We start from the raw sequence: 14,575 nt of genomic DNA on the forward strand, positions 1-14,575 counted from the left end.
GGTGACCGAGTTGCTGGCCCTCGATCTCGCCGCCGGTGCCGTCCTCGCCGTCTCACTCGACGGCAGCAAGGTCCGCACGCTGGTGAGCGGGCTCGATCAGACACCGGACGGCATCGTCGTCGACCAGCTGCGGGGCCACATCTACTGGACCAACATGGGCCGCCCCGATCCCGGCGGTCGGCCGGGGATCGAACCGGAGTTCTTCTCCCGCAACGGTTCTCTCGAACGAGTCGACCTCGACGGCGGCAATCGCACGACCGTCCTCGCGCCCGGGTCGTTCACCACGGGTAAACAGCTCACCGCCGATTTCGAAGCGGGGCGGTTGTATTGGTGTGACCGTGAAGGCATGTCGGTGCTCACCTGCGACCTGAACGGTGACGACCTGCGACCACTCGTCGTCGCGGGCAATGACGCACAGCTTCAGACGAATTGGTGCGTAGGTATTTGCCTCGACACCGATCGCCGACTCGTCTACTGGTCGCAGAAGGGCTCTCCCGATGCGGGCGAGGGCCGGATCTTTCGCGCCCCGATCGACCTGCCCGCCGGCATGGACCCCGCCGCCCGCACCGATGTCGAGATGCTGTGGGCGGGTTTGCCGGAGCCGATCGATCTGGAACTGCGCGCCACCCACACCCTGATGTGGACCGATCGCGGCGCCGAACCCGACGGCAACTCGCTCTACCAGGCTCCCGTCCAACCCGACGTGGGCCGGCCGAAGATCTTGTCGCGCGGGTATCGCGAGGCCATCGGGTTGGCCGGGTTCGACGCCCACTTCTATGTGAGCGACCTCGGCGGCTCGATCCGCCTGGTCGACCTGGACGCGGGCACCGACACCGAACTGGTCCGTATCGGTAACCCGCTCACGGGTCTCGCCCTAGCCGACCTGTAGCGCGGGGCGCAACACCACCCGGACGGTGATGTCGATCCATCGACCGATCACCGGCGACGGCGCGCGCAGTCCGAGGCGGGTGCGGTCGAGGATGGTCGAGGCGGTGACGGTGACGGTCGTGTCGGTGACGTCGAAGGCGTCGACGCTGAAGATCAGCGGCACGGTCCGTCCGCGCGCCGAGGCGACCCCGGCCACGCGCCACCGCCCGTCCTCGGCGGTGATGTCCTCGGCGGTGAAAGTCATCCGTGGATGACGGTCCAGGTCGAGCAGGCGCGGTTTGCGCAGGTCGCGGTCGCGCCGGGCGTGGCCGGTGTCGATCGCGGCGAGGTCGATCACGCCGGTGGCGGTAACAGGCCGGCCGTCGGGCGCCAGCGTGAGCAGGCCTGCCATCACCGGGGCCTCGCCACGGACGTGGCGCCCGAAATGGCCCACCCGGAAGGCGGCGGTGCTGTGTTCGGTATCGGCCACCCAATCGGTGGCCGTCATGATCGGGTTCACGACCGTGCTCCTTCGGCGTAGATGGTCGCCCGGTCGCGGTGCACGTGGACCGGGCAGATCTCCACCCGGTCGGGACCGGGCAGCAGGGCCGGATCCTCACCCGGCAGCAGTTCGGTGGCGAGGACGGCCGCGCGCACGGCGTGGATGGCGGCCTCGGTTTCGGCGATGCCGATCACCAGCCCCGATCCGTCGTCGCGGCGCAATTCGTAGAAGTCGAGCAGGCCGGGCACGGTGGCGACGGCGGGCTGGATGCGGTGGGTGGCGGCGAAGTCGGCGGCCGCCAGTTCGGCGGCGCCGCGCGGGCGGTCGAACCAGACGAGGTGTGCGTACATGATGGGCTCCTGACCTGCGATGACGTGGTGATCTCAGGATCGCCGCGCGCGAGCGTCCGCGGATCAGTGCCGGTACGTATAAGCGGTACTGAACTTCGCCCGATGCGCGGATACTGGGACGATGCGGACTCCGGTCGTCGGGCGGCACGAGGAGCTCGCCCGGTTGCGTGCCGCGGTGCTGGCCGCGCAGTCGGGTTCGGGTCGTTTCGTGCTGGTGAGCGGGCCCGCCGGGATCGGCAAATCGTGGCTGGCCGACCGGGCAGCCGAGCTCGCCGCCGAAGCGGACATGCCGGTGGCGCGCGGCAATGCCGTCGACGACGCGGGTATGCCGCCGCTGTGGTTGTGGCGGCGCGCGGCTCGTTCCGTGCCCGGCCTGGCCGCCGCGCTGGACACGGTCGCCGAGCCAGGCGCCGCGGCCGAACGCCGGTTCCGGATGTTCGCCGAGGTCGCCGACGCACTCACCGCCGCGTCCTCGGCCCCCGGTCTGCTGCTGATCCTCGAGGACTTGCACTGGGCCGATCCCACCTCGCTGGCCCTGCTCGGCCACGTCGCCGCCCAGACCGAGCGCACCGGACTGCTCATCGTCGCCACCGCCCGCGAACCCGCGGGCGAGGACCTCCTCGCCGTCCAGCCCGACTGGCTACGCCTGCCGCACGCCCATTTCCTCTCCGTCCCAGCCTTTTCCGAGCCGGAGGTCCGCTACTGGCTCGAATGCCACCGTCTCCCTGCGGAATACGCTCCCCGCGTCCACGCCCGCACCGACGGCAACCCCCTCCTGGTCCGCCTGGTCATCGACTCCGACCCCGCACGCTCGGGAGACCCCCTGATCGAGGTCCCCGGTTTCCGCCGTCTGGTCCTCACCCGCCTCGATCACCTCTCCCCCGAACAGATCGACATCCTCGGCACGGCGAGCGTTCTCGGTGAACGCATAGACGTGGATCTCCTTGCCCGCGTGTTCGAGTCGGCCTGCGCGCAGTCGGCACCGGGAGACCGGCCGGATCAGGGCACGAGCGTCGAACAGGATGCCTCGTCTGCCGGTATGCATACCAATCGCGGAACCGCTGGTGGTCGGAACCAACGCCCACCGGAGGTGGAGGGCGCGGTCGAGGGTGCCCGCGCGGGCGGGTCCGGTACGGGTGATGGTGGCGTGCACCGCGAAAGCGTGCGGGAGCTGGTGCTGCGGGCGCTCGACACGGCGACGGCGGCGGGAATCGTGCGCCGTTTCGCCGAGGGGGCGAACGGGTTCGCGCACGCGTTGATCCGGGATGCGGTGTATGCCGATCTGGCGCCGTCGCGCCGGGCGGTGCTGCATCGGGCGGCGGCGGTCACCTTGGCCGACAGCTGCGGTGACGGGCTCGCGGGACTGATCGCGACGCATTGGCGGCAGGCGAGTGGGTGTGGGGAGTCTTCGTCGTGTCTGTACTGGTCGCGGGTGGCGGCGCGGTCCGCTCGGGCGGCGGCGGCGTACGCGGAGGCGATTCGGTTCGGGCAGTGGGCCATCGACGCGGCGGGGCAGGCTGCCGAGGAGCGGGCCGAGTCGCTGATCGACCTCGCGCGTGATGAGTTCGCGGACGGACGGATCGCCGACAGCCTCGAGCACTGCGTGCGGGCGAGCGACCTCGCCGAACAGGTCGGCCGCCCCGATCTGCTCGCCGAGGCGGGTCTCGTCGTCCACGGCGTCACGACGCCGACCGTCATGACACAGCTGGATCACCTGTGTGGCAGAGCCTTACAGCGATTGGATCCGGCCGAGCACGCCGACTTGATCGCCCGGTTACTTGCCCAACGAGCCCTGTCGGCGGCCGATCGCGGTGCGGGTGCCGAGGCCAGACGCCTGTCGCAGGAGGCCATGCGCGCCGCCGAGGGTTCCACCGATCCCGATGTCGCGCTCGATGTCATCCATGCCCGCCACCTCTCGCTTGCCACCACCGAATACCTCGACGAGAGAACGGCGCTGGCTGCGCGCGCGATCGAGATCGCGGTCGATGCCGAACAACCACTGGCGCAGCTCTGGGGATATGTGTGGACAGCCGATGCCGCCCTGCAACGCGGCGACCTCCCCGCCTTCGACAATGCCCTCGACCACATCGAACTCCTGGCCGACCGCCGCAAACTTCCGGTGGCCCGCTGGCACCTGCTGCGCTTGCGCGCCACTCGCGCGGCGCTGGTCGGCGAACTCGACGCCGCGCTCGAATTCGATGCCGCCGCCTATGAATTGGCGCTCGGCATCGGTGACTATTCCCTCGCCGGGCTGCACCACGCCTTCCGTGGAATGCACGCGGTGATCGTCGGCCACGTCGACCGCACCGCCATGAACGAAGCCGTCGCCGCGCTGGCCTTCGCTCCGAAAATACCCATCGCACAACTGTTCTCCCCGATGATGCACGCCTTGGCAGGTGACCTCGACGAGGCCCGCGCCTTGTTCGAACCGTTCCGCTCGCTCCCCGACACCCTCGAGATCGGTCCACGCTGGAACGGAACGGTGTACTCGGTCGGCCTGGTAGCCGAACTGCTCGACGACGCCGACACCGCCGACCGGGTCTACCGTGTCCTGGCCGGTCGCGAGCACAACTACGCCGCCGACGGCACGGGCGCACTGATCTGCGTCGGCTCCCTGGCCCGCGTCCGCGCCGACAACGCCAGGGTGGGGGGCCACCTGAACGCCGCCATCGACCTCTACCGCCTCGGCCTCACCATGGACACCGAAATAGGCGCCCACCCCTTCGTCGCCCTCGGCCACCTCGGCCTTGCCCGCACTCATCTGGCCCGCGCCACCCGCACCGCCACCAGTGTTCCCGCCGACCCCGACCGCAGCGTCGTCGACGACGCCGACCCTCATGCCGGGTGCGCCACCGGCCCGCGTGCCGATCCCACCGCCGATCTCGCCGCGGCCCGGACCGCCGCCGACCAGGCCGCCACCGCATTCCGCCGTCTCCATATGCCCCACCGCCTGCGGCAAGCCGACGACCTGCTCGCCGCGATCACCGCCGCTACCCGCGCCGCCGATCCCCTCACCGCCCGCGAACGGGAGGTACACGACCTCGTCGCGGCGGGCGCGACCAACCGCGAGATCGCCCATCGCCTGGTGCTTTCCGAGCGGACCGTCGAAACGCACGTCCGTCATATCCTCGCCAAACTCGGCATCAGCACCCGTACCGAGATTCCTCGCCGCCCCGCCGAGCGCCCGTATTCCGGATAACCTCGCGAGGTAGTTCGTTCGAAGGGGACCTCACGCGATGCAGCCGTTGAACGCCGACGACCCGCGCCGGATCGGGGACTACCGGCTACTCGGTGTCCTCGGCGCGGGCGGTATGGGCAAGGTGTATCTGGGCCGCAATTCCGGTGGTCGCACGGTCGCGGTGAAGGTGATCCGCCCGGATCTGCTGGGCGATCCGGAACTGCGGGCCCGGTTCCGCCGGGAGGTCGCGGCCGCCCGCCGCGTGGCAGGTGCTTTCACCGCACCCGTCCTGGACGCCGAAGTCGACGCTCATCCGCCCTGGCTGGCAACGGGTTACGTGGCCGGTATCTCCCTGTCGGACGCTGTCACCGAGTACGGCCCTTTCCCCGAGCGATCCCTGCTCGCCCTCGCGCACGGCCTGGCCGCGGCGCTGGTCGCGGTGCATTCGGTCGGCATCGTGCATCGCGACCTGAAACCGTCGAACGTGCTGCTCGCCGTCGACGGCCCCAAGGTGATCGACTTCGGTATCGCCCGCGCCACGGAGGACACGGCGCTCACCACCACCGGAAGAGTCATCGGCTCACCGGGTTTCATGTGTCCCGAACAGATCACCGGCGAACCGCTCGGTCCCGCCTGCGATGTCTTCGCCCTCGGCGGCGTCCTGACCTTCGCCGCCTGCGGGCACGGCCCGTTCGGCACGGCCGACATGGTGCAACTGCTCTACCGCATCGTCTACGAGCAGCCGAACCTCGACGCCGTACCGCCGAGCTTCCGGCCACTGATCGAAGCGTGCCTGGCCAAGAACCCCGCCGACCGCCCGACTCCACAACAGGCGCTTGCCGAGCTGAGGAAGATCGGCACCCCGGACGGCGCAGGCTGGCTCCCACCACTCGTCATGCAGGACGTGAGCATGCGCGCGGTACGACTGCTCGACCTCGACACCGACCCAGGCGCCCGTCCCACAGCGGTTCCCCCGAGCCACCGCACGGACCCGACTGCCCTCGCGAGCATCACCGCGCCCGGCCGCCCGCAGACCGTGTCGTACCAGACCCCGGTCGCGCGGACAACGACGCAAGGCGGCCACACGTCAGGCGGGCACTTCTCACAAGGGCACGCCCCGTCACCGACGAAAGCCCCTCATCGCGCCCGAACCCGCGCCCTTCTGATCGCGGCCGTCTCCGTGACAGCGGTCGTCGCGGCCGTCATGGCCTCGCTGATCGGCATCCGGCTCGGCGATCAATCGGGCACCGCCACGCTGACGATCCCGCCGGGCACGCCCCCGACCGGCACCGAGACCGGCACCCGATCGGTATCGACCGTCCCGGATTCCTTCATCGGCACCTGGACCGGCCAGGCCGCCGACGGCCTCGTCACCTTCGACATCGTGCTGACCATCGGCCCGGGCGAGGTCGGCCAGGAACTGGCCACGGCATCCAATACAGGCCAGATCTCGCGGACGCGCTGCGAACGGGCCGAGACGCTCACCCAGGCGAGCGACGATCGCCTGGTCTTCCGCGCCCGCCTCACCGGCGATACGCACGGCGACTGCGTCGACGACGGCAACACCTCCACCGTCACCCGCCAGTCGGACGGCACGCTCCGATACAGCACGCCGGGAGTGTTCGGCGGTTCCATCGCGGGCACCCTGCACAAGAAGTAGGTAGAACAGGCTGCCGTTCAATTGCCGGAAGTCCGCCGAACGCGCCCCTAATCGGTCGACTGACCAGTAACCTGAGGCCCTGTCGGACGTCCTCGAATGGCCGATTTCGCGATCGTGACAATCTACAAACGCACAGGTGATACCCGTCTCAAAAATTCTGCCGTTGCGACCTGAGTCACTCCTGTGCCAGACTCTCGTCCCACACTGTGAAGCCGTTCGGTCTCACAATGTCCGGAAAGGGAGTTGATTGAGTAGGCGGCAGGCGCACGTATTTGCCACCCTCTCGTCGGCTGCGCGCGAATCACTCGAAATCGACAAGTGCCAAGGCGGCACCGGTCAGCAGATCCACCAGTTCGCTGACCGGCGGCCGGGACTCGCGCAACAGCCACTCGTGCGCGACTCCCGTCACCGCGCCGGTGAGCAGGGCGGTGGTGAGTTCGGCGTCGCCGCGCAGGCGCACGCCGATGTCGACCAGCGCCGAACCGATCAGCACCGACCACGCGTGCCTGCGCGAGCGGCGGTGGTGCTCCATCCGGTCGCTCACCCCGACCACCTCGATGAGCGCGACCTGGGCCCGGTACGGGTCCGAGCCGAGCGATTCGAGGTACGCGCGGAACCCGGCGTGCAGCGCGAGTTCGGGGTCGGTGGGTGTCGTGAGGTCGGCGAGCGCGGCGGCGACGGCCGCGGCGGCATCGTCCTGGATGCGGTCGTAGGCCGCCACCAGCACGTCTTCGCGGGTCTCGAACTCCTCGTAGAACTGCCGCTTGGACAGCCCGGCGGCCGCGCACACCTCGGCCAGCGAGCACGTGGCGTACCCGCGTTCGGCGAAGATTCGCGTCGCTGCTTCCAGGAATCGCTGTCGGCGCTCGGCTTTACGCGCGACGACCGTACGACCCCCATACCGTCTGTCCGCTGTAGTCACCTCTCCAAAGTATCTGAAACTCCGGATAACACAGACATTCCTGTGAATTCCGGGTCGCTCCATTTATCCACCGAACGAAGGACGGCCGACCAGTGCTGAGCACCCGAGGATCGCGGACCGCAGTGTCTGCTTTCGTACTAGCGGCGAGTGCTGTACTCGTGGCGCCCACGCCAACCCTGGCCGCACCGCAGCACGCGGCGCAGCAGAGCGTTCCCGCCATCGCGGAGAACGTGCCCTCCGAGACGCTGGCAGCGCTGGCACCGACGATCGTAGGCGCCATCTCCGGTCCCGGCCTCATCGCCGACGGCGGACAGGCCGCGATCCTGGCCCAGGCACGTCTGCTGCTGGCCACCCCCGGCATCCCCGCGCAGGTCAAGTCGACCCTCGAGCGGATCATCAAGTTCCTCGACGGCAGCGGCGGTGGTGGCCCCGAGCTGCCGCCCGCCGACGGCCCGCGCATCGCGCAGTTCCTGTACCCGACCATCGGCAAGGGTTGCATCGGCCCCACCTCCGACTCGGTCGGTACCGCGCTCGCGGTCCCCGGTCCGGCCGAACTGCCCCCGCCCGGACCGGGCGCGGGCCAGACCGGCTTCGTGTTCACCGCGCTCGGCACCAAAACCCCCACCGTCGAGCAGAACCCGCCGATGACCGTGCAGTGGGTCAACCTGGACAACCGCCGCACCGGCACCCAGGTGCTCACCAACGCGGCGGGCATCAACCCCGACGGCCCCGCCACCCTCTCGGCCATCGCCGACACCGGTGCGGGACGGGTCGTCGCGGTCGTCACCGGCTCGCTCACCACCGAAACCGCCGACGGTAACCGGACCTGCTCGTTCGCCCCGACCATCGGGTTCTTCTCCGTCGCCTGAACCGGCACAACGCAATTGGAGTTCGATCTATGAAGTTTGCCGTCCCCGGCCTGATCAGCGGGCTGGCCGGCGCGATCCTCGGGGTGATTGCCGTGTTGGGCATCACCGCTGGCGCGCAACAGAATTCGATTCCCGAGCCGGACACGACCGGTGACCCGGGTTCGTCGCTGCTCGGCAACGTCACGTACGGCAGCCGATGAGCAACGTGCGCAGGATCATCGCCTGCATCCTCGTCGGTCTCGGTGCACTGCTGCTCGCGTGCGCCGCCATGATCCCCACCTACACCGTCGGCAAGGTGGCCAAGACGCCACTGGACCTGCGGATCACCACCATCGCCAAGAGCGTTCCCGGCGAGGAAGCCCTCGTGCTGGACGCGAAGTCGCTCACCTCGCCCGAGGGCTCGGCCAAGATCGACACCGGAGTGCCGATCGTGTCGCAGCGGTTCCTCACCGTCGAGGAGCCGTCGGACGCCGACGAGATGACCGTGCAGGCGGGTCAGACGCTGCGTCGCGACGACCGCGACGGTGACACCGGGCTGCTCACCGCCTCCGTCGACCGGGTCACCATCGACCGCAGGACCGGCGAGCCGATCGACGCCTCCCCCAACGGCTCCATCGCCGTGAACGTCGACAAGTCGGGCGCCTCGGTGGCCGACCCGTCGCAGCGGCGTGGTCTGCAGTACCGGTTCCCGATCGGCACCGAGAAGAAGTCCTACCCCTACTTCGATCTCAACGCCCGCGCCACCTACGACATCGACTTCGTCGAGGAGTCCGAGGTCAACGGCGTGCCGGTGTACCACTTCCGCCAGACCATCCCGGTGACGAACATGTGGGACGTCGTCCCGGCCGCCACCAACAAGCTCACCCTGCCCGCCGCCAAGTGGGGCCTCGAGGGTGAAGAGCCGGTCACCATGACCCGCTACTACACCAACACCCGCGACGTGTGGGTGGAGCCCAGGACCGGCGCGGTCCTCAAGGGTGGCGAGTCCATCCACCTGTTCTACGGCCGCAGTGCCGACAAGGTCGACGTCACCGCGCTCAAGGCGCACCTGGTCTTCGACGAGGAGACCATCAACGCACAGCTCGGCGTGACCCAGGAGAGCCTCGACAAGCTCGATCTCTTCGGCAAGACCCTGCCGGTGGTCTTCGGCATCCTCGGCGCGATCCTCGTCATCGCGGGCATCGTCCTCGGTGTGCTGAGCAGTCGTGGCCGCACCATCGATCCGCCGACCGAAAGGCTCCAGCGCAACCTGTAGACCCCCCGAAAAACCATCAACGCCCGAACGCCCTCGGCTCCCACCTACCCCTCGGGAGCCGGGGGCGTTCGGCGTTTCGTTCGCCGTGAGTGAACGGTTGCCGGGGTCGGAACAAAGTGCGATCTTCTGTAGTTGAGTCAGCAAAGCTCAACTTTTGGAAGGGTCGATATGACTACAGCTCAGAACCTGCCGGTGCTGTTCCTGACCGATCCGATCGTGCTGCCGGGCATGGTCGTGCCCATCGAACTGGACGAGTCCGCGCAGGCCGCCATCGACGCCGCGCAGGCAGGCAAGACCGGCGCCGTGCTCGTGGCGCCGCGACTGGACGAGGGCTACGCCTCCTACGGCGTGGTCGCCACCATCGAACAGATCGGCCGGATGCGCGGTGGCGCGCCCGCGGCCGTGCTCAAGGCCGAGCGCCGGGCGCGAATCGGGCACGGGGTCACGGGGCCGGGTGCTGCGCTGTGGGTCGAGGCCGAACCCGTCGAGGCACCCGCGCCCGACGAACGGACCACCGAACTCGCCGCCGAGTACCGCAAGCTGGTGATCGCCGTTCTGCAGCGCCGTGAGGCCTGGCAGATCATCGACATCGTCAACCAGCTCGACAACCCCGAAACCATCTCCGACACGGCCGGTTACGCGCCGTACCTGACCAACGAGCAGAAGCGCGAACTGCTCGAGACCCCCGATGTCGCACAGCGGCTGACCAAGCAGATCGAGTGGATCAAGGCGCACATCGCCGAGGTCGAGGTCACCGAGAAGATCAGCGAAGAAGTGCGCGACGGCATGGAGAAGAGCCAGCGCGAATTCCTGCTCCGCCAGCAGCTCAACGCCATTCGCAAGGAACTCGGCGAGGACGAACCCGACGGCGCCGACGACTACCGCACCCGGGTGGAGAACGCCGACCTGCCGGAGAACGTGCGTGCCGAGGCGCTGCGCGAGGTCGGCAGGCTCGAACGCGCCAGCGACCAGAGCCCCGAGTCGGGCTGGATCCGCACCTGGCTCGACACCGTCCTCGACCTGCCGTGGACAGTGAAAACCGAAGACAACACCGATGTTTCGGGCGCCCGCGCGATCCTCGACGCCGATCACCACGGGCTCGACGAGGTGAAGGACCGAATGGTCGAGTACCTCGCGGTGCGTTCGCGTCGCGCGTCGCGTGGGCTCGAGGTGGTCGGTGGCCGCGGGTCGGGTGCGGTGATGGTGCTCGTCGGTCCGCCCGGTGTCGGTAAGACCTCGCTCGGCGAGTCGGTCGCGAAGGCGTTGGGCCGCAAGTTCGTTCGCGTCGCCCTCGGTGGCGTGCGCGACGAGGCCGAGATCCGCGGCCACCGCCGCACCTACGTCGGTGCCATGCCGGGCCGCATCGTGCGCGCGGTGAAGGAGGCGGGATCGATGAATCCGGTTGTCCTGCTGGACGAGATCGACAAGGTCGGTTCCGACTTCCGCGGTGATCCGGCGGCGGCGCTGCTCGAGGTGCTCGACCCCGCGCAGAACCACACCTTCCGCGATCACTACCTTGACCTGGACCTCGACCTGTCCAACGTGCTGTTCATCGCGACCGCCAACGTCATGGACACCATCCCCGGGCCGTTGCTCGACCGCATGGAACTCATCACGGTCGACGGCTACACCGAGGCCGACAAGGTGGCCATCGCGCGCGACTTCCTCGTCCCGCGGCAGCTGGAGCGCAATGCACTGACGGCCGACGAGGTGTCGATCACCGAGGCGGCGCTGCGCGAGGTCGCGGCCAACTACACCCGCGAGGCCGGGGTGCGCCAGATGGAGCGGCTCGTCGCGAAAGCCTTGCGCAAGGCTGCGACTCGCCTCGTGACCGGCGGTGCCGATGCCGGGCAGGGCGCGGATGGCGCGCTCGGGTACGACCCCGAACTCGGCTACGACAATGTCATCGACATCAGCACCGGTCCGCAGCCGGCAGGCCAGGTGCAGAGCCTGGTGATCGATGTGGACAACCTCACCGACTACCTCGGCCGCCCCCGCTTCACCCCGGACTCGGTGGAACGCACCGCCGTCCCCGGTGTGGCGACGGGCCTCGCGGTGACCGGTGCCGGTGGCGATGTCCTCTACATCGAGGCCAATGCCGCCGAGGGCGAGCGTTCGCTCACTCTCACCGGTCAGCTCGGTGACGTGATGAAGGAGTCGGCACAGATCGCCCTCACCTACGTGCGTTCGCACCTGGAGGAGATCGGGATCGAGCCGAAGGTGCTCGACCGCAATATCCACATCCACTTCCCGGCTGGCGCGGTCCCCAAGGACGGTCCGTCGGCGGGTGTCACCATGGTCACCGCCCTGGTGTCGCTGGCGCTGGATCGTCAGGTGCGCGCCGATGTGGGTATGACCGGCGAGGTCACCCTCAACGGCCGGGTGCTGCCGATCGGCGGGGTGAAGCAGAAGCTGCTCGCCGCGCAGCGAGCCGGCCTGAAGACGGTCTTCATCCCGGCCCGCAACGAGCCGGACCTGGACGAAGTGCCCGCCGAGGTGCTCGAGGCCCTGGACGTGCGCCCCGTCGCCGACGTGGCCGACATCCTGGCCTACGCCATCGAGCCCGTCGCCGAACCGGCCGCCGACGGTACGTTCGCCGTCAGCGCCTGATCGAAAAGGGGGGCCGTGCATTCGCGCACGGCCCCCCTTTTCGTGCGCCGGGCTACCGGCTGACGGTCGGCGGTAGCTCGGCCATGTCCGCGGTGACGACGGTGAGCTGGTCGGTCTCGTACTCGTCCTCGTCGTCCTCGAATTCGGTGTCCTCGTCCGTTTCGGTCGTGGGGGTCAGGTCCTTCTCGACGCGGCGGGTCGTGCCCTGGGCCACGGCGCAGTGGATCGGTTCCTCGCCCTCGGTCTCGGCGTAGACGTCGCAGTGGGTGACGGCCTGGCGCCGGGTCGCGCCGAGCACGGTGGCGTGCACGCGCAGCCGCTCCCCCTTGGCCGGGCGCAGGTAGGTGATGGTGAAACCGCCGGTGAGGACATTCGGGCCGAGTACGGTTCCGGCGGCGAAGGTGAGTGCGTTGTCGGCGGCGTAGGCGAGCACCCCGCCGTGCACGAAGCCGAACTGCTGGCCGTGCTCGGGCTGGATCTCGATCACCAATGTGGCTGCGCCGTCGCCGAATTCGGTCAGTTCGGTACCGACGAGACGAGCGAAGGGTTGCGCGGCGAGTACCTGCCGGGCCAGGTCGAGGTCGAGGGAGGTGGCTTCGGTCGGCATCGGGTGTTCCGTTCTTTCCAGTGGCGGTGCTCGGTGACTATTCGGCGCCCTCGACCCGTAGGGTCGCCCAGGCAGCCGCGGCGAGTTCGGGAGCGACATCGGTTGGCGCGGTACGGATATTGCCACCAAGCCATTGGCGGCTGTATTCCTGTGCCGCCCCCAGCCACAGGGCGTAGACGAGGTCGAGTTCGAGGTCGCGCACCGTGCCGTACGCGACATGGGTCCGCCACCAGCGGCGGACCGAGGTGAAGAACTCCAGATTGCGCTCGCTCTCGCGCACACCAGGCGGGCGTGCGGCGGTGAGAACGGTTGCGCGGTACTGGTTTTCCTGCACCCAGCGCAGATGTGCGTGCACGCCCGCGACGACGCCGGTCTCGGCGTCGGCACAGTCGGCGACAGCGGCGTAGAAGTGCTGTTGATAGTCGGTGAGCGCGTTGGCCCAGACCTGCCGGTACAGGTCGGCCTTGTCGGGGAAGTGGTGGTAGAGCGCGCCGACGCTGGCTTCGGCGGCGGCGCGGATGTCGTTGAGCGTGGCATCGAGGACACCGTGTTCGGCGAACTGCCGCTCCGCGGCGAGCAACAACCGATCTCGGATCTTCATGAACAGAATTTAGTTCTGTTTCGCGCCGTGCGCAAGAGCTGGGCTCCGTCACGGCGGTGATGCGATAGAACGGAACTGTGCCCCAGTGGCTCCTGCATGTCGATCTCGACCAGTTCCAGGCGGCGGTGGAATTCCGGCGTCGCCCCGAGCTGCGCGGACAGCCCGTCATCGTGGGCGGTGAGGGCGACCCAACCCGGCCCCGCAAGGTCGTGACCTGCGCTTCCTATCCGGCCAGGGCCTTCGGCGTGCGCGCGGGGATGCCGCTGAAGGCCGCGCAGCGCAAATGTCCGGAAGGCGTGTTCCTGCCGCTGGACATGGCGACCTACGAGGCCGCCTCCGCGGAGATCATGGCCACGCTCGCCCGGGTGGCCGGTGCGGTGGAGGTGTGGGGCATGGACGAGGCCTTCGTCGCCACCGACGGTGATCCTTGGCAGCTCGCCACCGAAATCCGGGATGCCGTCACCGGACTCGACCTCACCTGCTCCGTCGGCATCGGGGACAACAAGCTCACCGCCAAACTGGCCACCGGCTTCGCCAAATCCACCGGCAAGACATCCGCCGAACCCGAACACGACCCAGGTGCCGCCGGCGGTATTTTCCAGCTCACCGCCGCGAACTGGACCGAACTCATGGGCCACCGCCCCACCGATGCGCTCTGGGGTGTCGGGGCACGCATCGCCAAACGCCTGGCCGAACTCGACATCGCCACCGTCGCCGACCTCATGGCCGCCGACCGGCAGCGCCTCGCCGCCGAATTCGGCCCCAACACCGGCCCGTACCTGTGGGTCCTCGGCCACGGCAAGGGCGACACCGAACTGACCACCACCCCGCGAATCCCGGTGGGCCGCAGCAAGTCCGAGACCTTCCCGCACGACCTCACCGACCCCGACGAGATCCGGCGCGAGGTCGCCCGCATCGCCACCGAGGTCGCCGAGGAGATGCTCGCCCATCACCGCGTGAGCACCCGCGTCTCGGTCACCGTGCGAACCAAAACCTTCTACACCCGCAGCAAGCAGCGCAAACTCCCCCAGCCGACCACCGACATCGCCACCATCGTCGACACGGCCCTGGCCGTCATCGACCGCTTCGAGCTCGACCGCCCCGTCCGCCTCCTCGGCGTCCGCCTCGAACTCCTGCCCCTGGAGGAGTGATCA

Annotated in this window: 12 protein-coding genes and 1 pseudogene; 8 read left to right on the forward strand and 5 right to left on the reverse strand. The window is 69.0% G+C overall.

Translation table 11 applies throughout. The annotated features are described in order from the left end of the window. Position 1: 1 nt before the first annotated feature. Complete coding sequence (locus tag AB0I35_RS01430) at positions 2-889, forward strand: hypothetical protein (RefSeq protein WP_357393338.1); 888 nt, start codon at positions 2-4, stop codon at positions 887-889. Here the strand turns inward: AB0I35_RS01430 and AB0I35_RS01435 are convergent. Together AB0I35_RS01435 and AB0I35_RS01440 are read right to left on the reverse strand one after the other, a co-directional pair. Continuing rightward, entirely contained in the window at positions 875-1,387 is a 513-nt protein-coding gene (locus AB0I35_RS01435) for a YceI family protein (RefSeq protein WP_357393340.1), read from the reverse strand. The genes AB0I35_RS01430 and AB0I35_RS01435 overlap by 15 nt on opposite strands. Next, positions 1,384-1,719 carry a hypothetical protein gene (locus tag AB0I35_RS01440; RefSeq protein ID WP_357393342.1) on the reverse strand — a complete coding sequence of 112 codons (336 nt, stop codon included), beginning with the start codon at positions 1,717-1,719 and terminating at the stop codon, positions 1,384-1,386. The genes AB0I35_RS01435 and AB0I35_RS01440 overlap by 4 nt, the downstream gene beginning before the upstream one ends. A 121-nt stretch (positions 1,720-1,840) precedes the next feature. Between AB0I35_RS01440 and AB0I35_RS01445 the strand changes: the two genes are divergently transcribed. Together AB0I35_RS01445 and AB0I35_RS01450 are read left to right on the forward strand one after the other, a co-directional pair. Next, the gene (locus tag AB0I35_RS01445) at positions 1,841-4,918 is read left to right on the forward strand and encodes an AAA family ATPase (protein WP_357393344.1); all 3,078 of its coding nucleotides are present in this window, start codon (positions 1,841-1,843) and stop codon (positions 4,916-4,918) included. Positions 4,919-4,955: 37 nt separating this feature from the next. Then, the gene (locus AB0I35_RS01450; RefSeq protein ID WP_357393346.1) at positions 4,956-6,557 is read left to right on the forward strand and encodes a serine/threonine-protein kinase; all 1,602 of its coding nucleotides are present in this window, start codon (positions 4,956-4,958) and stop codon (positions 6,555-6,557) included. A gap of 301 nt (positions 6,558-6,858) precedes the next feature. On the opposite strand, the gene AB0I35_RS01455 is transcribed toward AB0I35_RS01450, so the two are convergent. After that, positions 6,859-7,479, reverse strand: coding sequence for a TetR/AcrR family transcriptional regulator (locus tag AB0I35_RS01455; protein WP_357393348.1), 621 nt, complete (start codon positions 7,477-7,479; stop codon positions 6,859-6,861). A 92-nt stretch (positions 7,480-7,571) separates the two neighbouring features. On the opposite strand from AB0I35_RS01455, the gene AB0I35_RS01460 reads away from it, so the two are divergent. From AB0I35_RS01460 to lon, 4 genes are all read left to right on the forward strand, one after another. After that, positions 7,572-8,348 carry a hypothetical protein gene (locus AB0I35_RS01460; protein ID WP_067497329.1) on the forward strand — a complete coding sequence of 259 codons (777 nt, stop codon included), beginning with the start codon at positions 7,572-7,574 and terminating at the stop codon, positions 8,346-8,348. A gap of 29 nt (positions 8,349-8,377) precedes the next feature. Continuing rightward, positions 8,378-8,548: a DUF2613 domain-containing protein gene (locus AB0I35_RS01465; RefSeq protein ID WP_357393349.1), complete on the forward strand. Its 171-nt coding sequence runs from the start codon at positions 8,378-8,380 to the stop codon at positions 8,546-8,548. Beyond that, positions 8,545-9,603 (forward strand): DUF3068 domain-containing protein, encoded by a 1,059-nt coding sequence (locus AB0I35_RS01470; RefSeq protein ID WP_357393351.1) that lies wholly within the window; start codon positions 8,545-8,547, stop codon positions 9,601-9,603. The genes AB0I35_RS01465 and AB0I35_RS01470 overlap by 4 nt, the downstream gene beginning before the upstream one ends. 168 nt (positions 9,604-9,771) lie before the next feature. Further along, positions 9,772-12,213 carry an endopeptidase La gene (gene lon, locus AB0I35_RS01475; protein WP_357393353.1) on the forward strand — a complete coding sequence of 814 codons (2,442 nt, stop codon included), beginning with the start codon at positions 9,772-9,774 and terminating at the stop codon, positions 12,211-12,213. Positions 12,214-12,412: 199 nt separating this feature from the next. On the opposite strand, the pseudogene AB0I35_RS01480 reads toward lon, so the two are convergent. Next, positions 12,413-12,820: pseudogene (locus AB0I35_RS01480) on the reverse strand (PaaI family thioesterase); the annotation flags it as partial. A gap of 37 nt (positions 12,821-12,857) precedes the next feature. After that, entirely contained in the window at positions 12,858-13,421 is a 564-nt protein-coding gene (locus AB0I35_RS01485) for a TetR family transcriptional regulator (RefSeq protein ID WP_357393355.1), read from the reverse strand. Positions 13,422-13,498: 77 nt separating this feature from the next. Between AB0I35_RS01485 and AB0I35_RS01490 the strand changes: the two genes are divergently transcribed. After that, complete coding sequence (locus AB0I35_RS01490) at positions 13,499-14,572, forward strand: DNA polymerase IV (protein ID WP_357393357.1); 1,074 nt, start codon at positions 13,499-13,501, stop codon at positions 14,570-14,572. Positions 14,573-14,575: the final 3 nt, after the last annotated feature.

Origin of the sequence: Nocardia sp. NPDC050378, assembly GCF_040655675.1 — a bacterium.
GTDB classification, from domain to species: Bacteria; Actinomycetota; Actinomycetes; order Mycobacteriales; family Mycobacteriaceae; genus Nocardia; species Nocardia coubleae.

Coding starts and splice junctions, on each gene's coding strand:
- AB0I35_RS01440 (WP_357393342.1), bottom strand. CDS start 1,719: ATGTACGCACACCTCGTCTGGTTCGACCGCCCGCGCGGCGCCGCCGAA.
- AB0I35_RS01445 (WP_357393344.1), top strand. CDS start 1,841: ATGCGGACTCCGGTCGTCGGGCGGCACGAGGAGCTCGCCCGGTTGCGT.
- AB0I35_RS01450 (WP_357393346.1), top strand. CDS start 4,956: ATGCAGCCGTTGAACGCCGACGACCCGCGCCGGATCGGGGACTACCGG.
- AB0I35_RS01465 (WP_357393349.1), top strand. CDS start 8,378: ATGAAGTTTGCCGTCCCCGGCCTGATCAGCGGGCTGGCCGGCGCGATC.
- AB0I35_RS01470 (WP_357393351.1), top strand. CDS start 8,545: ATGAGCAACGTGCGCAGGATCATCGCCTGCATCCTCGTCGGTCTCGGT.
- lon (WP_357393353.1), top strand. CDS start 9,772: ATGACTACAGCTCAGAACCTGCCGGTGCTGTTCCTGACCGATCCGATC.
- AB0I35_RS01485 (WP_357393355.1), bottom strand. CDS start 13,421: ATGAAGATCCGAGATCGGTTGTTGCTCGCCGCGGAGCGGCAGTTCGCC.